This window comes from Leifsonia williamsii (genome assembly GCF_030433685.1).
In the GTDB taxonomy this organism is placed as follows: Bacteria; Actinomycetota; Actinomycetes; order Actinomycetales; family Microbacteriaceae; genus Leifsonia; species Leifsonia williamsii.
The window spans coordinates 1,933,769-1,958,382 of sequence record NZ_JAROCF010000001.1; the positions used below are offsets into that span (position 1 = coordinate 1,933,769).

Annotated in this window: 23 protein-coding genes; 13 read left to right on the top strand and 10 right to left on the bottom strand. The window is 72.2% G+C overall.

The window, feature by feature from the left end:
• The first annotated feature begins 51 nt into the window (after positions 1-51).
• From P5G50_RS09050 to P5G50_RS09070, 5 genes are read left to right on the top strand one after another with little or no spacing between them, the layout of a single operon-like run.
• Positions 52-981, top strand: coding sequence for a carbohydrate ABC transporter permease (locus P5G50_RS09050; protein ID WP_301210806.1), 930 nt, complete (start codon positions 52-54; stop codon positions 979-981).
• Positions 982-999: 18 nt separating this feature from the next.
• Positions 1,000-1,971 (top strand): carbohydrate ABC transporter permease, encoded by a 972-nt coding sequence (locus P5G50_RS09055; RefSeq protein ID WP_301210805.1) that lies wholly within the window; start codon positions 1,000-1,002, stop codon positions 1,969-1,971.
• Between the two features lie 53 nt (positions 1,972-2,024).
• Positions 2,025-3,365 carry an ABC transporter substrate-binding protein gene (locus tag P5G50_RS09060; protein ID WP_301210804.1) on the top strand — a complete coding sequence of 447 codons (1,341 nt, stop codon included), beginning with the start codon at positions 2,025-2,027 and terminating at the stop codon, positions 3,363-3,365.
• A gap of 48 nt (positions 3,366-3,413) precedes the next feature.
• Positions 3,414-4,916, top strand: coding sequence for a glycoside hydrolase family 36 protein (locus P5G50_RS09065; protein ID WP_301210803.1), 1,503 nt, complete (start codon positions 3,414-3,416; stop codon positions 4,914-4,916).
• A gap of 8 nt (positions 4,917-4,924) precedes the next feature.
• A complete protein-coding gene (locus P5G50_RS09070) occupies positions 4,925-6,145 on the top strand; it encodes a Gfo/Idh/MocA family protein (RefSeq protein WP_301210801.1) in 1,221 nt (406 codons plus the stop codon).
• 36 nt (positions 6,146-6,181) lie between these two features.
• Here the strand turns inward: P5G50_RS09070 and P5G50_RS09075 are convergent, their stop codons facing one another.
• Both P5G50_RS09075 and P5G50_RS09080 read right to left on the bottom strand, forming a co-directional pair.
• A complete protein-coding gene (locus P5G50_RS09075) occupies positions 6,182-7,879 on the bottom strand; it encodes an MDR family MFS transporter (RefSeq protein WP_301210800.1) in 1,698 nt (565 codons plus the stop codon).
• A gap of 57 nt (positions 7,880-7,936) precedes the next feature.
• The gene (locus P5G50_RS09080) at positions 7,937-8,539 is read right to left on the bottom strand and encodes a TetR family transcriptional regulator (RefSeq protein ID WP_301210799.1); all 603 of its coding nucleotides are present in this window, start codon (positions 8,537-8,539) and stop codon (positions 7,937-7,939) included.
• Between the two features lie 86 nt (positions 8,540-8,625).
• Here P5G50_RS09080 and P5G50_RS09085 point away from each other — a divergent pair, with 86 nt between their 5' ends.
• Positions 8,626-9,210 carry a YdeI/OmpD-associated family protein gene (locus P5G50_RS09085; RefSeq protein WP_301210798.1) on the top strand — a complete coding sequence of 195 codons (585 nt, stop codon included), beginning with the start codon at positions 8,626-8,628 and terminating at the stop codon, positions 9,208-9,210.
• A gap of 5 nt (positions 9,211-9,215) precedes the next feature.
• Here P5G50_RS09085 and P5G50_RS09090 read toward each other — a convergent pair whose 3' ends face one another.
• Complete coding sequence (locus tag P5G50_RS09090; protein ID WP_301210797.1) at positions 9,216-9,749, bottom strand: hypothetical protein; 534 nt, start codon at positions 9,747-9,749, stop codon at positions 9,216-9,218.
• Between the two features lie 121 nt (positions 9,750-9,870).
• Here P5G50_RS09090 and P5G50_RS09095 point away from each other — a divergent pair, with 121 nt between their 5' ends.
• A complete protein-coding gene (locus P5G50_RS09095) occupies positions 9,871-11,295 on the top strand; it encodes an MFS transporter (protein ID WP_301210796.1) in 1,425 nt (474 codons plus the stop codon).
• Positions 11,292-12,677, top strand: coding sequence for an MFS transporter (locus P5G50_RS09100; protein ID WP_301210795.1), 1,386 nt, complete (start codon positions 11,292-11,294; stop codon positions 12,675-12,677). Before P5G50_RS09095 ends, P5G50_RS09100 begins: the two co-directional genes overlap by 4 nt.
• Here P5G50_RS09100 and P5G50_RS09105 read toward each other — a convergent pair.
• The gene (locus tag P5G50_RS09105) at positions 12,610-13,014 is read right to left on the bottom strand and encodes a hypothetical protein (protein WP_301210794.1); all 405 of its coding nucleotides are present in this window, start codon (positions 13,012-13,014) and stop codon (positions 12,610-12,612) included. The two genes, P5G50_RS09100 and P5G50_RS09105, sit on opposite strands and share 68 nt — an antisense overlap.
• Before the next feature lie 141 nt (positions 13,015-13,155).
• Between P5G50_RS09105 and P5G50_RS09110 the strand changes: the two genes are divergently transcribed.
• A complete protein-coding gene (locus P5G50_RS09110; protein ID WP_301210793.1) occupies positions 13,156-14,745 on the top strand; it encodes a Na+/H+ antiporter in 1,590 nt (529 codons plus the stop codon).
• An 80-nt stretch (positions 14,746-14,825) separates the two neighbouring features.
• Here the strand turns inward: P5G50_RS09110 and P5G50_RS09115 are convergent, their stop codons facing one another.
• Positions 14,826-17,423, bottom strand: a complete 2,598-nt coding sequence (locus tag P5G50_RS09115; RefSeq protein ID WP_301210792.1) for a DUF4062 domain-containing protein — start codon at positions 17,421-17,423, stop codon at positions 14,826-14,828.
• Between the two features lie 120 nt (positions 17,424-17,543).
• Between P5G50_RS09115 and P5G50_RS09120 the strand changes: the two genes are divergently transcribed.
• On the top strand, positions 17,544-17,867 hold the full coding sequence (locus tag P5G50_RS09120; RefSeq protein ID WP_301210791.1) for a hypothetical protein: 324 nt from the start codon (positions 17,544-17,546) through the stop codon (positions 17,865-17,867).
• A gap of 107 nt (positions 17,868-17,974) precedes the next feature.
• On the opposite strand, the gene P5G50_RS09125 is transcribed toward P5G50_RS09120, so the two are convergent.
• Genes P5G50_RS09125 through P5G50_RS09140 form a run of 4 tightly spaced genes read right to left on the bottom strand, consistent with a single transcriptional unit; the run spans position 17,975 to position 21,796 of the window.
• The gene (locus tag P5G50_RS09125; RefSeq protein WP_301210790.1) at positions 17,975-18,622 is read right to left on the bottom strand and encodes an NADPH-dependent F420 reductase; all 648 of its coding nucleotides are present in this window, start codon (positions 18,620-18,622) and stop codon (positions 17,975-17,977) included.
• A gap of 44 nt (positions 18,623-18,666) precedes the next feature.
• Entirely contained in the window at positions 18,667-19,356 is a 690-nt protein-coding gene (locus tag P5G50_RS09130) for a glycosyltransferase family 2 protein (protein WP_301210789.1), read from the bottom strand.
• Complete coding sequence (locus P5G50_RS09135) at positions 19,353-20,681, bottom strand: bifunctional PIG-L family deacetylase/class I SAM-dependent methyltransferase (protein ID WP_301210788.1); 1,329 nt, start codon at positions 20,679-20,681, stop codon at positions 19,353-19,355. The genes P5G50_RS09130 and P5G50_RS09135 overlap by 4 nt, the downstream gene beginning before the upstream one ends.
• A complete protein-coding gene (locus tag P5G50_RS09140) occupies positions 20,675-21,796 on the bottom strand; it encodes a hypothetical protein (RefSeq protein WP_301210787.1) in 1,122 nt (373 codons plus the stop codon). Before P5G50_RS09140 ends, P5G50_RS09135 begins: the two co-directional genes overlap by 7 nt.
• A 104-nt stretch (positions 21,797-21,900) precedes the next feature.
• Between P5G50_RS09140 and P5G50_RS09145 the strand changes: the two genes are divergently transcribed.
• Together P5G50_RS09145 and P5G50_RS09150 are read left to right on the top strand one after the other, a co-directional pair.
• The gene (locus P5G50_RS09145) at positions 21,901-22,311 is read left to right on the top strand and encodes a four-helix bundle copper-binding protein (protein WP_301210786.1); all 411 of its coding nucleotides are present in this window, start codon (positions 21,901-21,903) and stop codon (positions 22,309-22,311) included.
• Between the two features lie 49 nt (positions 22,312-22,360).
• Entirely contained in the window at positions 22,361-23,182 is an 822-nt protein-coding gene (locus tag P5G50_RS09150) for an ABC transporter ATP-binding protein (RefSeq protein WP_301210785.1), read from the top strand.
• Positions 23,183-23,201: 19 nt separating this feature from the next.
• Here P5G50_RS09150 and P5G50_RS09155 read toward each other — a convergent pair whose 3' ends face one another.
• Complete coding sequence (locus P5G50_RS09155) at positions 23,202-23,672, bottom strand: GNAT family N-acetyltransferase (RefSeq protein WP_301210783.1); 471 nt, start codon at positions 23,670-23,672, stop codon at positions 23,202-23,204.
• 33 nt (positions 23,673-23,705) lie between these two features.
• Between P5G50_RS09155 and P5G50_RS09160 the strand changes: the two genes are divergently transcribed.
• Positions 23,706-24,485, top strand: a complete 780-nt coding sequence (locus P5G50_RS09160) for an alpha/beta fold hydrolase (protein WP_301210782.1) — start codon at positions 23,706-23,708, stop codon at positions 24,483-24,485.
• The last annotated feature ends 129 nt before the right edge of the window (positions 24,486-24,614 follow it).

Here is a 24,614-nt window from a genome sequence, read left to right on the forward strand (position 1 = left end):
TCGACACTGCGCCGACGACGGACAGCCTGCCGCCGGTGCTGAGAGGCACCCATGACAGCACTCCTGACCAGGGCAGCGGCCCGCGGCGGCGCGCCGGGCACCCGCCCGCGCCGCCGCAGGGACGACCGCAGAGTCGCGCTCCTGTTCATCGCGCCGGTCCTGATCGGCTTCGCCGTGTTCTACCTGTACCCGACGATCCGCGGGGTGTGGTGGTCGTTCACCGACTACAGCCTCCTGGGCGATCCCACGTTCGTCGGCGTCGAGAACTACGCGGCCGTGCTCCAGGACAAGGAGTTCTGGAACTCGATGGGCGTCACCCTCTACTACGTGATCGTCAACGTCACGACGCAGACCGCGCTCGCGCTGCTGCTGGCGGCGCTCATGCACCGGCTCACCCGGTCCGTGGTGCTGCGCACGACGCTCCTGCTGCCATGGCTCGTGCCGAACGTCACCGTCGGGCTCATCTGGCTGTGGCTGCTCGACACGAACCTCGGCTTCGTCAACCACCTGATCACGGGGATGGGCCTGCCGGCGGTCGGCTTCTTCACCAACCCGGCCCTCGGCATCCCGACCATCTCGATCGTCAACACCTGGGCCTTCACCGGTTACACGGCTCTGCTGTTCTACGCCGGCATGCTGCAGATCCCTGGCGACCTCTACGAGAGCGCGTCGCTCGACGGGGCGGGGGAGTGGAGGCTGTTCACCCGCATCACGCTGCCCCTGCTGCGTCCGGTGATGGCGCTCGTGCTGGTGGTCTCGCTGATCGGGTCGTTCCAGATCTTCGACACGGTGGCCGTCACCACCAAGGGCGGACCCGTCAACGCCACCCGGGTCATCTACTACTACATCTACCAACAGGCGTTCACGTTCTTCCACATGGGCTACGCCGCGACCATGGCGATCGTCCTGGTGCTGATCCTCGGCATCCTCACGGCCGTGCAGCTGCGGCTCCTCCGCGCCTCCGAATCCCAGCTCGCCTAGGCCAGAGAGGACACCTCCATGACCACGACACAACCCGCGACGCCCGTCCTCGGCGCTCCCGCCGACGCGAGCACGGACGGGGTCGCCCCGGCTCTCGCCCGCACCACCGCGCGCCGCCGCTTCTCCCTCGGCCGGTTCCTCGGCTGGGCGGTGCTGATCGTCTCGCTCGTGCTGACGCTCTTCCCCTTCTACTGGATGCTCAAGACCGCGCTGACGCCGGCGGCGGACGTGATCAAGGACTCCGGGTCGTTCTTCCCCGGCAGCCCGACGATGATCAACTTCGCCCGCGTGCTCGGCTTCCTCAGCCCGGCGGAGGACCAGGCGGCGGGCGGGTCGGGAGCGTCGATCAACTTCCTGCTCTACCTGTGGAACTCGATCGTCTACTGCGCGCTGATCGGCTTCTTCCAGACGCTGTTCTGCGCGATGGGCGGCTACGCCTTCGCGCGGCTGCGGTTCCCCGGCCGCAACGTGCTGTTCGCGATCCTCATCGCGGCGCTCATGGTGCCCGGCATCTTCACCCTGCTGCCCAACTTCGTGCTGGTGCGCGACCTGGGCCTGCTCAACAACGTGTTCGGGATGGTGGCGCCCAGCCTCCTGATGACCCCGTTCGCCCTGTTCTTCCTGCGGCAGTTCTTCCTCAACATCCCGGTGGACGTGGAGGAGGCCGCGATGCTCGACGGCGCAGGCAAGGCCCGCGTGTTCTGGCGGATCGCCCTGCCCATGAGCAGGGGGCCGCTCATCACGATCGGCCTGATCACGGTCGTCTGGGCGTGGAAGGACTACCTCTGGCCCCTGCTGATCGGACGCGACGAGAGCGTGCGCACCATGACGGTCGCGCTCGGCGTGTACCTGCAGCAGTCGCCGAACACCCAGCCGGACTGGACCGGCCTGATGGCCGGCTCGACGCTCTCCGTCATCCCGGTCCTGATCCTGCTGATCTTCCTCGGCCGGCGAATCGTCGAGTCCCTCAACTTCACCGGCATCAAGTGACCAACTCCACCTCCCGCTCCATCCCCGTGCACCACTCACAGAGAGAGAAACGAATGACCAAGGTCCGTCGCGTCGCCGCCATCGCCGCCGCCGCCGCACTGCTCGCCGGAGTCACGGCCTGCTCGTCGAACGGCTCCGGCTCCGACGAGAAGGTGACTCTGCAGTACTGGATGTGGGACGACACGCAGGTGCCCGCCTACCAGCACTGCGCCGAGCAGTTCACCAAGGAGAACCCGAACATCACGATCAAGATCACCCAGTCGGCGTGGGCCCAGTACTGGACCAACCTGTCGACGCAGATCGCCGCGGGCAGCGCGCCCGACGTGTGGGTCGACCAGGCGTCGTACTACCCGCAGTTCGTGCAGGACAAGCAGATCGTCGACATCCAGCCGATGGTCGAGAAGGACAAGATCGACCTCGACCAGTACGTCGACGGCCTCGCCGACCTGTGGAAGGTCGGCGACGCCCGCTACGGCCTGCCGAAGGACTGGGACACCATGGGCCTGGTCTACAACAAGGCCGACCTGAAGGCGGCCGGCATCGACGAGGCGTCGCTCGCCGACCTCACCTGGAACCCGGACGACGGCGGCACCTTCGAGCAGACCATCGCGAAGCTGACCGTGGACAAGAACGGCCGCAACGGCCTCGACCCGGCCTTCGACAAGAACAACGTCAAGGTCTTCGGCTTCCTCCCCGAGTGGGCCGACGGCTCCCAGGGGCAGAACGGCTGGGGCAACCTCGCCGCCTCGACCGGCTGGACGTACTCCGACAAGAACCCGTTCGGCACGTCGTTCAACTACGACGACCCGAAGCTGGCCGAGACCGTGCAGTGGCTCGCCGACCTCTCCCAGAAGGGCTACGCGCCCAAGCTCGACGTGCAGTCGACGCTGGCCAGGTCGGAGGTGCTGGCCAATAACGGCGGCGCGCTGACCACGCTCGGCTCGTTCAACCTGGCCGCATACAAGGGCAAGACCGACCAGTTCGGCTTCGCCCCGCTGCCGATCGGGCCGGAGGGCCGCAAGTCCGCCATCAACGGCCTGTCCGACGCGATCTACGCCGGCACCAAGCACAAGGACCAGGCGTGGGAGTGGGTCAAGTACCTCGCCTCGGCCGACTGCCAGAACACCGTGGCCGAGACGGGCGTCGTCTTCCCCGCCATCAAGGAGGCGTCGGAGAAGTCGGCGAAGGTGCGCCAGGACGCCGGGCTGAACGCGCAGGTCTTCCTCGACGAGCAGCAGGCGAAGGACGGCACCTTCATCATCCCGATCAGCTACCACGGCACGGAGATCAACCAAATCGTGCAGGACGCCATCCAGAGCGTCGCGCTCGGCCAGCAGAAGGCGAAGGAGGCCCTGCCGAAGGCCAACGACCAGGTGAACGCGCTGTTCAAGTAGCCGCGGCACGTCGGCCTCCACCTCCACCATCCCTCCAGAAAGCAGACCATGCTGCACACCTTCGACTTCGGAGAGCTCCGGATCCCCGCCAACGTCTCCGGAGCGCCGCAGCCGGCGCCCGGCGGCCACATCGTCCCCGCCGGCCCGCTGGCCCTGCTCCATCCCTTCGGCGACACCGAGTTCTACCGGCACGGCTGGAACTCGTGGAGCCCGTCGGGCTGGGCACGCACCGACGGCGAGACCATCGGCATCAAGAACAGCCCGGGCCGCCTGCTCACAGCCGACGACGCCGCGAACGAGACCCCGCACGCCCACTCCGGCGCCGCGGTGGGCGCGGTCGCCGGCGAGGGCGGGAACGTGCTGCTCGTCGGGGCGCTCGGCCTCGGCTCCCCGCGCGTCGGCGCCGACGGCAACGTGCTGTGGGGGAGAGGGGAGGAGGATGCCGCCGACTGGTTCGTCGCCTACGGGCCCGAAGCCGTGGTCTTCGCCGACTACGCCGACCTGCTGTCGGCGCGACTCGGCCGCCGGTCGGGCCGCGCCGGCGCGGTCTGGAGCAGCTGGTACTCCTACTTCGAGGGCATCGACGAGGAGCTCGTGGCCCGCACGGTCGCCGACCTCGCCGGGTATCCGTTCGACGTGGTCCAGCTCGACGACGGCTGGGAGCCGATCGTCGGCGACTGGACCGCCGGGCCCGACTTCCCGTCCGGGATGGCGGCGACCGCGCGGACGATCTCCGACGCCGGGTTCACCCCCGGGCTCTGGCTGGCCCCGCTGATCGCGCTGCCGGGGTCGGAGTTCGCGCGCACCCGCCCCGACCTCCTGGTGCAGGACGATCACGGCGAGCCGCTCGTCACCGGCTACAACTGGGGCTCGCACTACTACTCGCTCGACACCACGAGGGACGAGGTCAAGGACCACCTGCGCGAGGTCTTCGAGCGCGTGGTCGGCTGGGGCTTCCGCTACCTCAAGCTCGACTTCATGTACGCGGGCGCCGTCGCAGGCCGCCGCAGCACCTCCCTCCACCGCGAGGCCGTGTACCGGGAGGCCGTGGAGCACATCCGCTCGGTGGTCGGGGACTCGGTGTACCTGCTCGGCTGCGGCGTGCCGATGATCCCGAGCGTCGGGGTCTTCGACGGGGCCAGGGTCGGGCCGGACGTCGGCGCCTTCTGGGACAACGCCGAACGCGTCGGAGACCCGTCGGGGGTCGGCGCGCGCAACTCGATCGTCGCCTCCCTCAACCGCACCTGGATGAAGCGGCTGTACGAGGTCGATCCCGACGCGGTGTACTTCCGCAGCGCCCGGAACCTGCTGGACGACGGGGAGCGCCAGGCGCTGCGCGACGCCGCGGCCATCCTGGAGTTCCGGTCGACCTCCGACCCCATCGCCTGGCTGAACGCCGCGGAGCGGGCGCACCTCGCCGAGTGGATCCAGGAGACGGCCGTCATCGAACAGACCGGACGCTACGCGTTCCGCATCGACGGGCGCGCGGTCGACCTGACCCCCATCGTCACCGGCACGGCTGCGACGGACGCGGCGTCGCTGGTGGTGTGATGGAGGTCGTGACGGACACCTCCACCCCCGACCTGAATGGCGCCGGCCTGCGTGGCGCCGCCGACCTGCGCATCGGCGTCGTCGGCTTCGGCAACCGCGGGCGGCTCGCCCTGGAGGCGCACCGGCCGGGCGGCGGCTCGCGCGTCACGGCCGTCTGCGATCTCAGCGAGCGGTCGCGGGCGGAGGCGGCGGAGGCGTTCCCGGGAGCGCTCGTCACCGCGAACCTCGCCGAGCTGCTCGGCTCCGGCGTCGACGCCGTGATGGTGCTGACGCCCGACCACCAGCACGCCGCGGTCGCGATCCCGGCGCTGGAGGCGGGCGTCGCCGTCTTCTGCGAGAAGCCGCTCGCCATCTCCCTCGACGACTGCGACCGCATCCTCGAGGCGGCCCGGCGCACCGGCTCCCGGCTGTACGTCGGGCACAACATGCGGCACATGCCGGTCGTGACGCTGATGCGGCGGCTGGTGGAGGAGGGCCGCATCGGCCGCGTGAAGGCGGTGTGGTGCCGCCACTTCGTCGGCAACGGCGGCGACTACTACTTCAAGGACTGGCACGCCGACCGGTCGAAGTCGGTCGGCCTCCTGCTGCAGAAGGGCGCCCACGATCTTGACGTGATCCACTGGCTGGCGGGGGGCTACGCCCGCGGCGTGCAGGCGATCGGCGCGCTCAGCGTCTACGGCGACATCGACGACCGCCGCGACCGCTCGGGCGAGCGGGTCGGCGACTGGTTCAGCTTCGACAACTGGCCGCCGACCGCGCAGATGGGCCTCAACCCGGTGGTCGACGTGGAGGACATCTCGCAGGTGAACCTCGTGCTCGACAACGGAGTGCTCGCCTCCTATGAGCAGTGCCACTTCACCCCGGACTACTGGCGCAACTACACGGTGATCGGCACGGAGGGGCGTCTGGAGAACATGGGCGACACGGCCGGCTCGGAGGTGCGGCTGTGGAACCGGCGGCACGGCAGCGCGGCGCCCGCCGACGAGACGTTCCTGGTGGAGGAGGGCGTCGGCGGGCACGGCGGCGCGGATGCCCGGCTCGTCGCGGAGTTCGTGCGGTTCGCGCGGGACGGCGGACCGACGCTGACCTCCCCGGTCGCGGCGCGGCAGGCGGTCGCGGCCGGGCTGGTGGCCACGGCGTCGATCCGCGGAGACGGGAGGCTGCTGCCGGTGCCGCCGCTCGACGACGGGCTGGTGGCGTACTTCGACGCGGGCCAGACGGGCGCCTGACCCGCGTCGACGTAACGCACGTCGACACACCGCACGTCAGCGGGAGGCGCGGACGCTTCCGGTCGTTGCCTCCGGCTCCGCGGGCTCCTGCGCTGCCTCCTGCGCGGTCGGCTGGGCCTCCGGCGCGCCGGCGCCGGCGCGCCGCTGGGCCTCCAGGCGCTCCGCCTCCTCGCCGCCGATCGCCTCGCCGCGGGCGACGAGTCCGGCCTGGTCGGAGAGCGGGATCTGCTTGAGGAACAGCGACAGCAGGAAGGCGGCCGCGATGAACGGCAGCAGGTACCAGAACACCGGCGCGAGCGCGTTCGCGTAGGCGTCGACCACGCCGGTGTGGATGGCGTCGGGGAGGGTGTTGAGCACCTCCGGGCTGAGCGTCGCGGTGGCGCCCTGCGCGTCGGCCGGCGACGCGCCCGCCTGGGTGAAGACGTCGCGCAGGTTCTCGCTCAGGCGGGTCGTGAAGAGCGTGCCGAAGACGGCGGTGCCGAGCGCGGCTCCGACCTCGCGGAAGTAGTTGTTGGTGGAGGTCGCGGTGCCGATCTGCGCGGCGGGCACGGCGTTCTGCACAACCAGCACGACGACCTGCATGATCAGGCCGAGGCCCGCGCCGAAGACGAACAGGTAGACGCAGATCAGCCAGATCGGGGTGGACGCGGCGAGGGTCGTCATGCAGACCATCGCGATGCCGGTGATGATCGTGCCGAGGATCGGGAACAGCTTGTACTTGCCGGTCTTTGTGATCGCGGCGCCCGACAGGATCGAGGTGCCGATGAGGCCGACCATCATCGGGATCATCAGGAGGCCGGAGGCGGCGGCGGAGGTGCCGGACGACATCTGCAGGAAGGTCGGCACGAAGCCGATCGCCGCGAACATGCCGATGCCGAGCGCGAGGCCGATGGCGGTCGCGTTGATGAAGATCGGGTTCCTGAACAGCGAGAGCGGGATGATCGGGTCCTTGGCCTTCGCCTCCGCGATCACGAACGCGACGGCGGCGACGAGCATGCCGGCGCCCCACATCCAGGTCGCCATCGAGCTCCAGCCGTGGTCCTTGTCGCCGCCGAAGTCGGTGAAGAAGATGAGGCAGGTGGTCGCGACCGAGAGGAAGAGGATGCCGAGGATGTCGATCCGCTGCGTCGCCTTCTTGCTCGGCAGGGTGAGGGCGAACAGGGCGATGACGAGCGCCGCGATGCCGACCGGGATGTTGATGTAGAACGCCCACTGCCAGGTGAGGTGGTCGACGAAGAAGCCGCCGAGCAGCGGGCCGGCGACGGCCGAGAGGCCGAAGATCGCGCCGAGCGGGCCGAGGTACTTGCCGCGCTCGTTGGCCGGCACGATGTCGGCGATGATCGCCTGCGAGAGGATCATCAGGCCGCCACCGCCGAGGCCCTGCATCGCGCGGAACACGACGAACGACCAGAAGTCGCCCGCGAAGGCGCAGCCGACAGAGGCGGCGGTGAAGACGGCGATCGCGATGATGAACAGCCACCGCCTCCCGAGCACATCGCCGAGCTTGCCGTAGACCGGCATGACGATCGTGGTGGCGAGGATGTACGCGGTCGTGATCCACACCTGGTGCTCGACGCCGCCGAGGTCGCCGACGATGGTCGGCATGGCGGTCGAGACGATGGTCTGGTCGAGGCTCGACAGCAGCATCCCGGCGATGAGGGCGCTGAAGATGATCCAGATGCGCCGCTTGGTGAGCAGCAGCGGCGCCGGGCCGGCGGGGGAGATGGCGGTCATGGGGTCCGTTCGGTGCGTGGGGTGTTCGGGGTGTTCTGAAGGGGGATCAGGCGCTGGTCAGTGCAGCAGCTCGCGCACGACGTCGAGCCGACGCCGTACGATGACCGGCAGCTCGTCGCCGTCGGGGCCGGCGAAGAACTCCTCGACGCTCGCGCGGAAGACGGCGCCGACGAGCTGGACCGCCGCGGCGGCGCGGAGGTCGCCCTCCGGCAACCCCTCGCGGCGCTCGATCAGCTCGCGGTCGTCGCGCTCCGCCACGCCGGCGAGCTGCAGCAGGTGGGCGATCAGGCGCGGCTCGCGCTCGAACGCCCGCGTGAGCAGTGGGAGGTCGTCGACGGTCAGGCCGCCGTACTCCCAGCGCTCCAGCATGAGCGCCATCACGTCGTCGACGAGTCTGCGGATGCCGCGGGGCCCTGCGGCGAGGAAGCGCTCGGCCGCGCCTGACTCGTCCATGTCGAGCGAGAGGCCGAGGACGGCGTTCTCCTTGGAGGCGAAGTAGTTGAAGAAGGTGCGGCGCGAGACGCCGACCTCCTCGCAGACCTCCTCGACGGTGTAGCCGGAGAGCCCGTGGTCGACGGTCATCCGGCGGGCGGTGTCGGTGAGCGCGCGCGCCGTGAGCGCCTTGCGGCGTTCGCGGGGAGAGGTTGCACTCGTGGCCATGAGGTGCATTTTTGCACTGATCTGCTGAGAGTGCAATGTGAGGGGGGATCGCTGCCGGTGTCGGCGGTCGCCCCTAGCATCGGAGCGTGACCCCTCCCGCCGTCGTCGTCACCGATCCGCTCGTCGTCGCCGACGTCGCCGCCTGGCGCGCCTGGCTCGACGCCAACGAAGAGAGCTCCGACGGCGTGTGGCTGGTACTGGCCAAGAAGGGGACGACGACCCCGACCTCCCTGCGCTACGACGAGGCCCTGCTCGAGGCGCTGTGCAGCGGGTGGATCGACGGACAGGTCAAGAGCAACGACGCGGCCACCTACTACCAGCGCTTCACCCCGCGCCGGAAGGCCTCGCTCTGGTCGGAGCGCAACATCGGCCTGGTCGCGACCCTGATCGCGGAGGGGCGGATGCGGCCGCGCGGGCACGCCGAGATCGAGCGCGCCAAGGCCGACGGCCGCTGGGACCGCGCCTACGCCGGCCCCGCGACCGTGCAGGTGCCGGAAGATCTCGCGGCGGCGCTCGCCGCGTCTCCCGCCGCCGCGGAGATGTTCGCCGGATTGAAGGGGCAGAGCCGGTACTCCACACTGCACCGCATCATCACCGCGCCCAACCCGACCACGCGCACCAACCGGCTGACGAAGCTCATCGAGAAGCTGGAGCGGGGCGAGACGCCGTAGGGCGGCTACTTCTTCTTGTCGTCCTTCTTCGAGTCGATGATGCCGCCGATGAACCCGCCGATCTCGCCGCCGAGGATGCCGCCGGCCGCGCCCCCGATCAGCGCGCCGATCCCCGCGCCGATCGCGGTCAGGTGCGGCCCGTAGCTGAACTTGTAGACGACGACGGTCGGAGTGCCCTCCTCGTCCGCCTCCACATCGAACGCGCCCACCGTGGCGGAGGCGACGAGGAGGGCGACCGGGCTCGCCTTCCCGGAGGCGGCGAGCTGCGCGTGCATCCTGCGCGCCTCGAAGAACGCCCGCGGCACGTCGCCCTTGTCGCGGCTCGCCTCGTGGCCGACCTTGAAGATGCGGAGCAGGAACTCGCGCTCCTCCGCGCTGACGAGCCCGGCCTCGGCGAGCCGGCTGAGCAGCATGTCCTGCTCGGCGACCAGATCGCCCTTGCTCTCCTCGATGATCCGCCGGGCCTCCACCCGTGCGGCGTGCATGCCGTCCGCGATGCCGATCACGGTGTGCGGCGGCAGGGTGTGCGTCTCGTTCATGGTGCGCCTCCTCGCGCTGGTTGCCGATTGCGGGGGCAGTATGGCACCGGGGGTGCGGGGTGGGGAGGGGTCGCGTGATCCCCTCCTGACACCGTCGGAGGCATGCCGTACCCTCGGTGGCATGTCCGAGTCGATGCCGACCGCGGCCTCTGCTCCTCCGCCTCCCGTCAACGGGATGCGGACGTTCTTCCAGGTGCTCGTCAACACGATGATCGCCAATGTGACCACGTCCTTCCTGTGGTTCGCGCTGACGTTCTGGGTGTACCTGGAGACGCGGTCCGTGCTGGCCACCGGCATCGTCGGCGGCGCGTACATGCTGCTGCTCGCGGTGCTCGCCATCCCCTTCGGGACCATCGTCGACCGGCATCGCAAGTACCGGGTGATGATGTTCGCGAGCGTGGTGTCGCTCACGGCGTTCGCCGTCGCCGGTGCGCTCTACCTGGTGTTCCCGGAGGCGACCCTGCTCGACCTCGGCGGGCCGATGTTCTGGGTGTTCGCCGGGGTGGTGCTGTTCGGGGCCGTGATCGAGAACATGCGCAACATCGCGCTGTCGACGACGGTCACCCTCCTGGTCCCGGTCGAGAAGCACGCCAACGCGAACGGGATGGTCGGCACGGTGCAGGGGCTGGCCTTCGTCGTCACCAGCGTCTTCAGCGGGCTGGCGATCGGGCTGCTCGGGATGGGGTGGACGCTCGTCATCGCGATCGTGCTGACGGCGCTCGCGCTGCTGCACCTGGGCACGCTGCGCATCCCCGAGGCGGAGCCGCGCGTGGAGGCCGGGCCGCACGGGGAGACCAGGAAGCCGGCGGTCGACCTCCGCGGGAGCGTCGCGGCGATCAAGGCGGCGCCCGGGCTGTTCGCGCTGATCATCTTCTCGACGTTCAACAACCTGATCGGCGGCGTCTACATGGCGCTGATGGACCCCTACGGGCTCGAGCTGTTCGCCGTCGAGTGGTGGGGCGTCGTGCTCGGCATCTCGGCGACCGGGTTCATCATCGGCGGGCTGGTGGTCGCGCGGTTCGGGCTCGGCAGCAACCCGATCCGCACGATGCTGCTCGTGGTGATGGGCATGGGGCTCCTCGGCGCGCTCTTCACGATCCGCGAGTGGTGGCTGCTCTACGCGGCCGGGATCTGGGTGTACATGCTCCTGGTGCCGGTGGTGGAGGCGTCGGAGCAGACGGTCATCCAGAAGGTCGTGCCGTTCCGCCGGCAGGGGCGCGTCTTCGGGGTGGCGCAGGCGTTCGAGTCGGCGGCGGCGCCGATCACGTCGTTCCTGATCGCGCCGATCGCGCAGTTCGTCGTCATCCCGTACATGGCGAGCGACGCCGGGCAGGCGACCTGGGGGTGGCTGCTCGGCGGAGGGAGCACGCGGGGGATCGCACTGATCTTCCTGTTCTCGGGGCTCGTGATGATCGTGCTGTCGCTCGCGGCGTTCGGCACGCGGTCGTACCGGCTGCTCACCGCGGAGTACCGGGAGGCGGCGCCCGGATCAGAGGGTGAAGGCGCGGGCGAGGGCGAGCCGGAGTCGGAGGCGGCCTCGCCATGACCGCCCCGTCCGCCGTGAGCACGCCAGGCCGCGTGCAGGCCGTGTACCTCACGCTCATGCTGGGGAACACGCTGGCGGCCTCGTTCATCTGGGGCATCAACACGCTGTTCCTGCTGGATGCCGGGCTCACGAACTTCGAGGCGTTCGCGGCCAACGCGTTCTTCACGGCCGGGATGGTCGTCTTCGAGATCCCGACCGGCGTGGTGGCGGACACGGTCGGGCGGCGCGCGTCGTACCTGCTCGGGACGGTGACGCTCTCCGCCTCCACCGCCCTCTATTGGTTACTGTGGCTCTGGCAGGCGCCGTTCGTGTGGTGGGCGATCGTGTCGGTGCTGCTCGGGCTCGGCTTCACGTTCTTCTCGGGGGCGGTCGACGCCTGGCTGGTGGACGCGCTGACCGCGACCGGGTACACGGGCAGCCTGGAGACGGTGTTCGGACGCGGGCTCGTGGTGACGGGGATCGCGATGTTCGCGGGCTCGGTGCTCGGCGGGGTGATCGCGCAGGCGACGAACCTGGGGGTGCCGTTCCTGCTGCGCGCGGGCGTGCTGCTGCTGATGCTGCTCTTCGCGGCCGTGGCGATGCGCGACCTCGGCTTCACGCCCGACCGCTCGCTCGGGCCGCTGCGGGCGACCAGGCACGTGCTCGACGAGTCGATCGAGCACGGGCTGCGGAAGCCTCCGGTGCGCTGGATGATCCTGGCGGCGCCGTTCGCGGGCGGCGTCGGGATCTACGCCTTCTACGCGCTGCAGCCGTATCTGCTCGAGCTGTACGGCGACCCGACCGCGTACTCCATCGCCGGGCTGGCCGCCGCGATCCTGTCGCTGGCGCAGGTGCTCGGCGGTCTGCTGGCGTCGCGCGTGCGGCGGCTGTTCGCACGGCGGACCACGACGATCATCGGCGCCTCGATCGGCAGCGTCGTCGCGCTGGTGCTGCTCGGGCTGACCAGCGCATTCTGGCTGGCGCTGGTGCTGCTGGTGGTGTGGGGCTTCGTGTACGCCGTGTCGGGGCCGGTGCGGCAGGCCTACCTGAACGACATGATCCCGTCGAAGCAGCGCGCGACGGTGCTGTCGTTCGACTCGCTGTTCGGGAGCCTGGGCGGGGTGTTCATCCAGCCGGCGCTGGGGCGGTCGGCCGACCTGTGGGGGTACGGCACGTCGCTGGTGATCGGGGGAGCGGTGGAGCTGGTGGGCGTGCCGTTCCTGGTCGCCTCGCGCCGGCGACGCGACCCGGCGGACACGGCGACGGTGGCTCCGGGCGGGACGACGGAGGCGGGGCCCGCGGAGGCGACGCCCGAGGAGCCGGCGGCTCCTGCCGTCAGCGCAGCAGCGCAGCGCCCACGAGAGCGGCGGCGAGCGCGGGGGCGCCGACCATCACAGCCGTGATGGTCGCGATGCGCTTCGCCCAGTTCTGGAAGGGCTCGTCGGTGCTGGTCGGGTCGGCCCACTCGCGGTAGACGGCGAGGCGCGCCTCCTCGAGCGTCTCGTGCACGCCGAGGTCGCGGCCACAGCCGTCGGTGGCGACGAAGCCGTCGTGGTTGCGGTCGACCATGCCGAGGTAGTCGGAGGGGGTCGAGGCGACCCACATGCCCTCGACCGGCGAGTACCACGAGACGCGCTCGGTGTCGTCGGAGGACAGCTCGGCGGCGGGAGCGGCGGGCGCGGTGGCAGCGGCCGTGCTGGTGGTCTTCGTGGTCTTCGCGTCGGGCTGCAGGGCGGTCATCGCTGCTCCTTCTCGTGGCTTCCTCGTCGCGGGACCGGGATCGGCCGTCGCGATATCTCGATCATCGAGTTATCCGGACTTCGTGACAAGTTTCGGCCGGGGGGTTGATTCCTGGCCGGATGCCGCGCTATATGGACCCCGATGCTCGGACTCGAACTGGTCGTCGCCATCGGCCTCGCGACACTCCTCACGAAGATCGTCGCGCGCAAGACGGGGATCGCCCAGCCGCTGCTGCTGGTCGCGATCGGGGCGCTGATCGGCCTGATCCCGGCCTTCCGCGACGTCGCCCTCGCGCCAGAGGTGGTGCTGTTCCTGTTCCTCCCGGCGCTGCTGTACTGGGAGAGCCTGACGACGTCGTTGCGGGAGATCCGGCACAACATCCGCAATATCATCCTGAACGCCACCGGGCTGGTCTTCCTCACCGCGGGGGCGGTGGCGGTGCTCGCCCACTCGCTCGGGATGCCGTGGGGGCCCGCGTGGGTGCTCGGAGCGGCCGTCGCGCCGACCGACGCCACCGCTGTCACCTCCCTGACGCGGGCGCTGCCGCGGCGCAACGTCACGATCCTCAAGGCCGAGAGCCTCGTCAACGACGGCACCGCGCTGGTGCTGTGGTCGCTCGCGGTCGGCTTCACGGTCGGCGAGACGGAGGTGCACGCCGGCACGATCACGGTCGCGTTCCTCCTGGCGGTCCTCGGCGGGGGCGCCGCGGGCGGACTCGTCGCCTGGCTGTCGATCCTCGCCCGCAAGCGGCTGCGGGACGCGCTCACGCAGAACCTCGCCATGCTGCTGACGCCGTTCGCCGCGTACCTGATCGCCGAGGCGATCCACGCCTCCGGCGTCCTCGCCGTGGTCGTGGCCGGGCTCATCCTCAGCCAGGCCGGCCCGCGCATCGGGCTTGCGGAGGCGCGGCGGCAGACGGACGCGTTCTGGAGCCTCGCGACATTTCTCCTGAACGCCAGCCTGTTCGTCCTGGTCGGGACGGAGTTCCCGATCGCGGTGCGGAGCCTGGTGAGCACCGACCTGTGGATGGCGCTGGGCGCGGTGTTCGCGGTGTCGGCGCTGATCGTCGCGGTGCGGTTCGCGTGGCTGTTCGGCACGGCGTACTTCCTGCGGCTGGTGGACCGCCGGCCGATCCAGCGTGAGCGGCGGCTGACGAACCGGGCGCGGGTGGTCAGCGGGTTCTCCGGCTTCCGCGGAGCGGTGTCGCTGGCCGCCGCGCTCGCGGTGCCGGCGTCGGTGGGGTCGGGGCAGCCGTTCCCGCACCGCGACCTGATCGTCTTCGTCGTCACCGGGGTGATCGTGGTGACGCTCGCGGTGCAGGGGCTCATCCTCCCGGCGCTCGTGCGCTGGGCGAAGCTGGAGCCGGACCCGTCGGAGGACGAGGAGCGGCGCCTCGGCGAGGAGAAGGCGCTGGAGGCGGCGCTGGACAGCCTCCCTTCGCTCGCGGCGGAGATCGGGGTCGACGACGAGATCGCCGAGCGGGTGCGGGCAGAGTACGAGGAGCACCGGCAGCTGCTGGAGGCGGAGGAGGACGAGCACGAGGGCGAGACCACCCTCGAGCGCGACCGGCAGGCGACGGAGCTGCGGCTCGCGATGCTGGAGCGCAAGCGCCAGGCGGTGCTCGACCTGCGCGACGAGGGCCGCATCGACGACATCGTGCTGCGCGACCTGCAGCGCCGGATCGACGTGGAGGAGGTGCGCCTCTCCGGCGCCGAGCCCGGCGGCGTCTAGATCGCGCTGGGCAACCGCCGAGTACGCGGAAAGTCCGCGTACTCGGCCGTTTCGGGGCGAATTCGCGCGTACTCGCGTGCTTACGCGGGGGTCGGGAGGGCCTCGGCGACGGCCTGCTCGGGGGTGAGGTCGCGGCCCTCGGCCATGGCGGCCGCGACCAGGTCGGCGGAGGCGCCGGTGAGCAGCCGCTCCACGTACTTCTGGTGGAAGGTGAAGATCGGGCCGTTGTGGGTGCCGCTGCGCTCGCGCAGAGCCTGCGCGGCGCCCGCCAGCCGGCCGGCGCGCACGGGGTCGCCGGTGAGCGCGGCGACCGCGACCAGACCCTCCAGCCCGTACGCGATGCCCTCGGTGTGACCGAGGGTCGCCGACACGGTGACGCTGCGGACGAAGTGCTTGCGCGCTTCCTCCACGTCTCCGCGGATCAGACACGTCCAGCCGAGGTGGTACGTGGCGATCCGCTCGCCGACCGCGTCGCCGTCCTTGCGGGTGAGGGCCAGGCTGCGCTCGAAGTGCTCCTGCGCCTCGTGGATCTTCTGCTGCAGCAGCGCGACCCGGCCGAGCAGCACGTGCGCCATCGACTCGCCCCAGACGCTGTGGGTCGAGCGGAACAGCTCCAGCGACCGCTCCATCACCTCCCTGGCCCGGGAGGTGTCCGGCCGTTCGCCGGCCATCAGGGCGAGCGCGAGGGAGATGCGGGCCAGCCCCTCGCCGTCGGCGTCGCCCACGCGGTGGAACAGGTCGGCGCTCTCGGTGAGGTCGGCGGCGACGCTGCCGTCCGGATCCTTCCAGAACATGATCGTGCGGGTGAAGTACAGCGCGATCGCGCGCGTGTGGTCGCCGAGGGCGTCGCCGGAGGCGAGCGGCTCGTCCATCCAGGTGCGCACCTCGCCGAGCAGGCCGGTGACCCACCAGTACAGGTAGAGCCGGTAGGCGAGCTCAGCGGCGCGGTCCCAGTCGCGGGAGCCGAGGAGGTGCCGCTCGGCCGCGCGCAGGTTGTCGCGCTCGTCGCCGAGCCGCTGCATCCACTCCCGCTGGCCGGTGCCCTTGAGGTCCGCCTCGGCGCGCGCGGCAAGGGCGCGGAAGTACTCGGCGTGGGCGTCGCGGGCGCTGCCGAGGCCGCCCTCCTTCTCCAGCCGCTCGCGGGCGTATTCGCGCACGATGGCCTGCATCGAGAACCGGGCGCGCTCCTCGCCGTCGTGCTGCTGGCCGACGAGGCTGCTGTCGACGAGCGCGGCGAGGTCGCTGAGCACGTCGTCGCCGTCGTCGCCGACCGCCTCCGCCGCCTCCAGCGTGAACCCGCCCTCGAAGACGCCGAGCCGGGCGAGCAGGCGGCGCTGGTCGTCGGTGAGCAGCTGCGTGCTCCATTCGATGGTGCGGCGGATGGTCTGCTGCCGCTCGGGGAGGTCGCGCGACCCTCCCACGAGCACCGACAGCCGCCGGTCGAGGCGGTCCAGCAGGTCGGCGGGGGAGAGCACGCGCACCCGGGCCGCGGCCAGCTCGATCGCGAGCGGGACGCCGTCGACCGCCGCGCAGACGCCCGCGACGGCGGAGGCGTTCTCGGCGGTGACCTCGAAGTCGGGTTTGACCGCGTGCGCGCGGTCGACGAACAGGCTCACCGCCGAGTCGTCGCCCAACGGCCCGACCTCGTAGCTCTGCTCGGCGCTGACCCGCAGCAGGGCGCGGCTCGTGACCAGCACGGCGACGCCGGGGGCCTGGGCGAGCAGCCGGGTGAGCAGCGGCGCGGCGTCGAGGATCTGCTCGAAGTTGTCGAGCACGAGCAGCATCTGCCGGTCGCGGAGCGCGGTGACGAGGTTGTCCGCCATCGGCGCGTCGCCGGTGTCGCGCACGTCGAGCGCCTGCGCGATGCGGTTGGGGACGCGGTCCGGCTCCTGCACCGCCGAGAGGTCGACGAAGACGGCGCCGTCGTCGAAGCCCGGGGCGGCGGCTCGCGCGGCGGCGATGGCGAGGCGGCTCTTGCCGATGCCTCCCGGGCCGACCAGGGTGAGGAAGCGGGTGCCGGACTGCAGCATCCCGCGGATCACCGCGACGTCGGCCTCCCGGCCCACGAGTCCGGTGAGCGGGGTGGGCAGGCGCACGGGGTCGGCGAGGCCGTCGGCGTCGGCACCGCCTCCACCCGGGCCGCCGTGCGGGCTCACCGCGGGCGTCGGCCCGGTCGCGGCGGCGAGGAGGGCGGCCCTGCTCTGGTCGAAGCGCTCGGCGAGCAGGGTGGCGAGGTCGGCCTCCAGCAGCCGCGCCAGCTCCCTGGCGGTCTCGAAGTACTTGTAGGCGGCGCGGTCGTCTTCGCGGATGCGGCCGATCAGCTCGGTCAGCCGCGGCTCGCGATGGCTGGCCGGGCTCTTGATGTAGAGCAGCCGCGGGAGGTCGTCAGGGCACAGGTTGTACTCGTCCTCGAGGCCCGACACCGTCTCTTCGGGGGCGACCCAGCCGTACTTCTCCCAGTACAGGCCGACGAAGACGTCGCTCTGGTCGAGGTAGGCACGGTAGAGCTCGCGCGGCGGATGCGGCCGTGCGCCGAGCTCGAACATGACGGGGGCGAGGTGGAGGCGCTCGATGGCGGTCCGCGCGGCTCGGCGCTCGTCGGCGAGCTCCTGCAGCGTGGAGGAGACGAAGACCCGTAACCGCTGATCGGGTGTGCGGATTACGTGAGGGGCACTCATGTTATGCATTTTCTTGCGTTCGCATGCGGTTGTACAAGGGCGGAGCGCGCACTCATACCACTGGTGGGCCCGGAATCAAGGCTCTTCAGGCATTCCCCCGGCCGCGGCACAGTGGCGAGCGTGAAAAGCGTCGCCTGGTCCCTTCTCGGCTTCTGCACCGTCGTGTCGGCGGTGGCCTTCGTCCACCTCCTCACGCCGGACGTGCAGGACAGCCCGTCAGCGTTCGTCGGGGCAGGTTCGGCGGCGGTCGGAGCAGCGTCCGGAGCGGCCGGGCCGGAGGCGACGACCGGCGGGGTGCTGTCGTCGCTGACCGCGACCGGATGGGCCGACGCCGTTGTGGCGCTCGTGTTCGCGGCGGTCGCGTTCGCCTTCGGCTCGTACCTCACCGCGAAGGCGGCGGCGGACGCCGACACGGACGACGCGCCCGTCCCCGAGTTCGCCTGACCGGCCGGCTGCCGGATCGGGCAGCCCCCGAGTACACGAAAAATGCGCGGATTCGTTGCGAATCCGCGCATTTTTGGTGTACTCGACGGCTGGCTGCCGGGGGAGGGCTACATGTCGCGGTAGCGGCGGGCGGCGGCGAGGGCCTCGCGGAGCTGGGCGACGTCCATGCGGTGCACGTAGCCGGGAGTGTCGCGCTGGATGCGCCAGCCCTCGGCGAGCGGGCCGATGTCGAGCGGGTCGAAGCCGAACTGGTCGATCAGCTCGGCGACGCGGGCGCGGGCCTCCTCGTCGTCGCCGGCGACGATCAGCGCGCGGCGGCCGGGCGTCCCCGAGGACTGGCCCTCGGTCGTGAGCGCGGCGGCGCCGATGTGGTTGAACGCCTTCACGACCTTCGAGGTCGGGAGGATCGCCTGCAGCCGCTCGGCGACGGTCGTGGACTCGTCGTCCAGCTCGGCGATGTGGCCGTCGCGCTGCGGGTAGTAGTTGTTGGTGTCGATCACGATCTTGCCCGCCAGCTCGGCCACGGGGAGGGTCGCCTCGGCGGCGAGCGGTGTCGTGACGACGACGAGGTCGCCGGCGGCGGCGGCCTCGGCGGGCGTGGCCGCGCGGGCCTGCGGGCCGAGCTCGGCGACGAGGCCTGCGAGGGTCTCGGGGCCGCGCGAGTTGCTCAGCACGACGTCGTAGCCGTGCGCGACGGCGAGGCGCGCGAGCTGGGAGCCGATGTGTCCAGAACCGATGAGTCCGATGGTTGCCATGTCTTTCGACAACCGGTGCCGCGCCGCGCCCATTCCCGGGGAGGTCAGGGCGCGAGGGCGGTGAGGTACGCGGCGTAGCCGTCGGGGGCGCGGCCGGAGAGGCGCGCGGAGGTGATCACCGGCTGCTCCTCGGAGGCCGCGATGGCCACCCCGGCCGCACGGAGCCGGTCGACCAGGGCGACGTCCTCGCCGGTCGCGAGCGGCTCCATCCCGCCCACCATGCGGTACGCGCCGGCACGCACGCCGAGGTTGGCGCCGTGCACGTGCCCCAACGCGGCGCCGGGGGAGTGGCGGGCGTGCCAGACGCGGCGCCGTGGGTCGTCGAGGTCGTCGAGGCGGGGGACCACCGCTCCCACGTAGGCGTCGGCCGTGGCGGCGGCGCGGAGGTGCTCGCGGAGCCAGCGGCGCGGCACGACGCCGTCGCCGTCGGTCATCGCGATCCACACGGCGTCGTCGGCCTCGGGGGCGCTCGCGAGCGCGGCCTCGATGGCGGCGGCGCGGCTGCGGCCGACGCTCTCGTACGAGCGCTCGATCGTGCGGACGAGGGGATGCCGTGCCGCGATCTCCGCCGAGTCGTCGGTGCACGCGTCGAGCAGCAGGACGAGGGACGTGCGCACCAGCGGCACCGCCGCGCAGGCCCGCTCCAGGGACGTGAGGCAGGCGTCCAGTGTGGCGGCCTCGTCGCGGGCGGGCACGGCGACGACGACGCGCTGGATGGGCGGGCGGGCGGTCACGCGGTCGCCTCCGGTCGCGAGTCCTCGGGTCGTCGCGGCCCCTCGGGTCGCCGCAGCATCTCGGGTCGCCGCAGCACCTCGAGCAGGAACCCCTCGTCGCGGTGCTCGACCACCACCTCCAGGCCGCTGCGCTCCCGGAAGACGCGGTGCGCCTCCACCCCGGACTGCGCGAAGTCGTCGGCGTGACCGGTCCAGTGGCAGAGCACCACCTCTCCGCCCGGGGCGAGGGAGGCGACGCAGCGGTCGACGGCGTCCCTCCACTCGTCCGCCGCCAGGTAGTAGGCGACCTCGCTGACGAGCACGAGATCGAAGGGACCCTCCGGCCAGTCGCGCGGCACCCGTGCGCGCTCGACCACGGCCTGCGGGAAGGACGCGACCCGTCGGGCCGCCGTCTCGACCGCTGCCGCCGAGGCGTCGACCGCGAGCAGCGCGTCGCAGCGCTCGGCGAGCACGGCGGTCAGCTCCCCGACCGAGCAGCCGACCTCGAAGGCGCGCCCGTACCGCTCGCGCGGCAGGACGGCGGCGATCAGGGCGCGCTTGCGCCGCTCGTACCAGCGCGAGCGCACCGACCACGGGTCCTCCCGCTCGCGGTGCAGGCGCTCGAAGTGCTCGTCCAGCGCTGCCCGCTCGGCGAGGATCAGCGCCTCCCGTCCCTCCGCCGCCCGCTGCACGAAGCCCTCCGCCAGCACGCCGGCGGGGTTCGCCGGGCTGCGCAGCTGGGAGGTGAAGGAGCGCAGCGCCTCCCGCTTGCGCCTCCGCTGCGCCGGGGTCAGCTCGACCGCCCGCAGCCGCTGCCACGGCACGTCGTCGGGCCGGCCCCACTGCCACAGCCAGACCGGGTACGAGAGCACCGTCTCCCCGCGCTCCTCGGCGGCCCTGGCCACCTCGCGGCCGAGCGTGCGGTGGTCGCCGTGCCGGTCGCCCGGCCAGGGCGCGAGCAGCAGGCGGGGGCCGGGAGCAGCGTCGAGCACGCGGGCGATCGCGGCGTGCAGCGTGTCGGCGTGGTGCTTGAGCGCGCCGTCGGGGAGGTGGAGTGGCACCACGCGGGCGTCCGGCAGCCCCAGCACGGCGAGCGCCTCCGCCAGCTCGTCGAGCCGGGCCGGGTCGTCGCTCGTCGCGGCGACGACCGTGACCTCGACGCCGCGGTCGGCGGCGATCGCGAGCAGGCCGCCGGCGCCGAGCGTCTCGTCGTCGGGGTGGGCGGAGAACATGATCAGGCGCGGAGGGAGGCCGTCGGGGTCGAACGCGGGCACCGCCTCCCACTCGGGCCGGTCCTCCCAGTCGCCGGGGGCGGTCACGGCGGTGAACGGGTCGAAGCTCACCACCAGCGGCCGTCCTCGCCCGCAGCGGCGGTGGCGGCGACCTTGGCCGCGAGGGAGGCGTCGTCGCGGCCCCGGTGGTACTGGCTCACGTACAGCTCGAGGTCGGCGCAGCGGCGGGCGAGAGCGTCGTCGAAGGCGAGCGCGGCCGGTCCGAGCACGTCGCGCACGGCGGCGAGTGCGGCGACGGCGGCATCCGCGACGACCCCGCGCACGAGGTGGCCGAGCACGGCCCCGTTGTCGCCCGCATCGATGGCGGCCGCTGCTGCGTCAAGCTGCAGCCGGGCAGAATCGAGGAGGCGGTAGACCTCCCCGACGCGCGCCCCGGTCAGCGCGTCGTCGGGGCGCGCGGAGGCGCGCTCGACCAGCGCGCGCAGCAGCGGCAGAGAGCCGCCGTACCAGCAGGCGGCCACGCCGATCGCTCCCCAGCGGAACCCGGGCCGCGACAGGTACCAGCCGGGCGCGCCGACCGGCACGGCGACCGCGCCGTCGAAGCGCAGCGGGCCGCTCGTGACCTCGCGGAGCCCGCGGGCGACCCATTCCGCCGGTTCGGAGGCGATGGCGGACTGCTGGAGGCGGACGGCGAACATCCTCCGCCCCCCGTCCTCCGTGTGAGCGGTGACGAGGGCGTCGGTGAGCCGGTCGCCGAGGGAGCACCACGGTTTGACGCCGTGCAGCGTCCACCGGTCGGCGGCGGGATCGCGTCGCGCCTCGAGCACTGTGCCGGGGGCCTCGGCGGCGAACACGCCCCAGGTCGTCCCTGTGTCGGCAGCAGGATGGGCGCCGGGAGCGGGATGGGCGCCGGGAGCGGGCTGGGCGCCGGGAGTGGGATGGGCGCCGGGAGCGGGATGCCCCGCCTCGGCCAGGATCGCGACCGCGTCGAGGTGCGGCTCCAGCACGCGGGCGGCGGTCAGGTCGGTGCGGGCGACCTCCGCGAGCGCGGCGAACCGCTCCGACGTCCGGCCCGAGCCGGGGAGAGGAGCGAGCGCACCCGGGTCCACGGCGGCGAGCGCGGCGAGCAGCGGGCCCACCTCGCCCGGGCGGGCCGCGGCGGCGGCGCCGTACGCGTCGAGCGGAGAGGCGGAGGTGGTGGGCGCCTCGTCGACGCTCGCGCGGGTCATTCCCTCAACAAACCACGGGACGGGCCACTTCTCGACCCCCTGGTCAGGCGGCGTACCGTGGCTCGACGGCGTACCGTGGCGGCCAGCCGACGAAGGGAGCCGCCATGTCCACCGCGTCCGAGATGCTCGCCGCCCATCCATCCGCCGAGGAGACGGGCGGCTCGGGCCTTGCCGCGCTCGCCGCCTGCATCGACACGTGCGTGGAGTGCGCGCAGGCATGCACCGCGTGCGCCGACGCGTGCCTGGCCGAGGAGATGGTCGCCGACCTGCGCGCGTGCATCCGCACCGACCTCGACTGCGCCGACGTGTGCGCCGCCACCGCCGCGCTCGTGACCCGGCGGACCGCTCCGCAGCCCGCCGTGCTGCGCGCCGTGGTCGAGGCCTGCCGTGTCGCCTGCGCCACCTGCGCCGCCGAGTGCGAGCAGCATGCCGGCATGCACGAGCACTGCCGCATCTGCGCCGAGGCCTGCCGTCGCTGCGAGCGGGCGTGCGCCGAGCTCCTGGCAGTGCTCTGAGTCGCCCGCCGACCGGGCCCCGTACCGTTCGGTCGGTAACCTGGAGGCGATGAACACCACCGCCCCCGCCGTCCTCGAACTGCACGACGTCACCTTCCGCCGCGACGGCCGCAGCATCCTCGACGGGATCGAGCTCACCGTGCGCGCGGGCGAGCACTGGGCGTTGCTCGGGCCCAACGGCGCGGGCAAGAGCACGATGCTGGGCTTCTGCGGCGCGATGACCTTCCCGACCTCCGGCACGGTCGACGTGCTCGGCCGGCGGCTCGGCCGGGTCGAGCTGCAGGAGCTGCGCCGGCACATCGGGCACGTGAACCCGCGGCACCCGGTGCGCTCGCCGCTGACCGCGCTGGAGGTCGTGCTCACCGGGTTGACCGGCACGCTGGAGCCGCCGATGCGGTGGGAGCCGAGCGCCGACGAGACCCGCCGCTCGCGCGAGCTGCTCGACACCGTCGGGTTGGCCGACCATGCGGACGCCCGCTGGCCCACCATGTCGCAGGGGGAGCGCGGGCGCGCCCTGATCGCGCGGGCGCTGGTCGCCGAGCCGAGTCTCCTGCTGCTCGACGAGCCGACGACCGGCATCGACGTCGCGGCGCGCGAGCAGCTGCTGGAGACGGTCGACGACCTCTCGCACAGCGCCCCCGACCTGGCGTCCGTGCTGGTGACCCACCACCTGGAGGAGCTGCCGGAGACCACCACGCACGCGCTGCTGATCGCGCACGGCCGCATCGTGGCGAGCGGCGACATCGCGGAGGCGGTCACGACCGAGACGGTGACCGCGGCCTTCGAGCACCCCATCCGCGTCGAGCGCGACGGCGGGCGGTGGAGCGCCCGGGCGGTGCGCGACCGGCGGGACGCGGCGGCGCGGGCGTAGCGGGCGCGCGGCTCCTGCCTCACTCGAGCCGCAGCACCAGCTCCTCCACCGGGGCCCCGGCCCCCGCCGCATACGACACCTCGCGTCCGACCTGCACGAATCCGGCCCGGTCGAGCACCCGCCGGGACCCGATGTTGTCGGCGGCCACCCGCGCGTGCAGCGGGCGCACCGGTTCGGCGGCGACGAGGAGGCGCAGCGCCGCCGTCGCGATCCCGCGGTTCCACAGGTCGCGCCGGATCCAGTAAGTCACCTCGCGGTCGCCGTCGAGCGTGAAGGCGGCGACCGTGCCCGCGAAGGCGCCGTCGGCCTCCACCGTCCGCATGCTGATGGTCGGGGAGGAGCGCAGCCGCCCCAGATGCGCGTCGAACGCCGCACGGTCGTCGGGGTCGGCGGCGGTGAACGCGGCCATGCGCACGGCCTCCGGGTCGCGCATCATCGCGAAGATCGCGTCGGCGTCGTCGTCGGCCACCGCGCGCAGCGTCACGTGCATGGGCCGATGCTAGCGCCGGTACGCTGGAGGATCGTGCCCGACTACGCCATCGCCGACGACGGGGTGCGGCTCGCCGTCGAGGAGCGCGGCAGCGGCGTCCCCGTCCTTCTCATCGCCGGGCAGGCCACGGGGATGCGCGGCTGGGGACCGTTCGCCGACGCGCTGGCCGAGGACTTCCGGGTCATCCGGTTCGACCATCGCGGCATCGACGACAGCGAGGAGGGAGACCCGGCCCGCTACAGCACGCGGCTGTTCGCCGACGACGCGGTCGCCGTGCTCGACGCGGCGGGCGTCGCCGCGGCGCACGTCGTCGGCCACTCGATGGGCGGCCGGGTCGCGCAGTGGCTCGCCGCCGAGCACCCGTCGCGGGTCCGCCGGCTGGTGCTCATCGCGACGAGCGCGAACGACCGGGTCGCCCCGCGGCGCGATCCCACGGCGGTGGCCGACCTGCTGAGCGGCGACCGCTCCCGCATGACGCCGCTGTTCTTCGACGACGACTGGGCGCAGGCCAACGCGAGCACCGTCGACGCCTTCTTCACCCGCACGGCCTCGCGTCCCGCCCTCCGCGGGCACTTCGCCGCCAGCCGCGACCATGACGCGGTGGAGGCGCTGGGCCGCATCCGCGCCGAGACGCTGGTCGTCCACGGCACCCGCGACCCCCTCGCTCCCGTGGAGCACGCGCGGCAGCTCGCCGCCGGCATCGCGGGAGCCCGGCTCGACGAGCGCGACGCCGGCCACGGCCTCCACCTCGACACCCCGGAGGTCGTGGAGGCGGTGCGCGCGTTCCTGCTGCCGCCCGCGCAGCGGGGCTGATCAGACCCGCTGAGCACACCCGCTGAGCACGCCGCTGGGGGGAGACCCGGCCCCGCCCCTCCGTGCTACCACGGAAATTCCGAGAATCTCTCGGAAACCTCTGGTGCGCCGGTCGGAGGAGCGGGCATC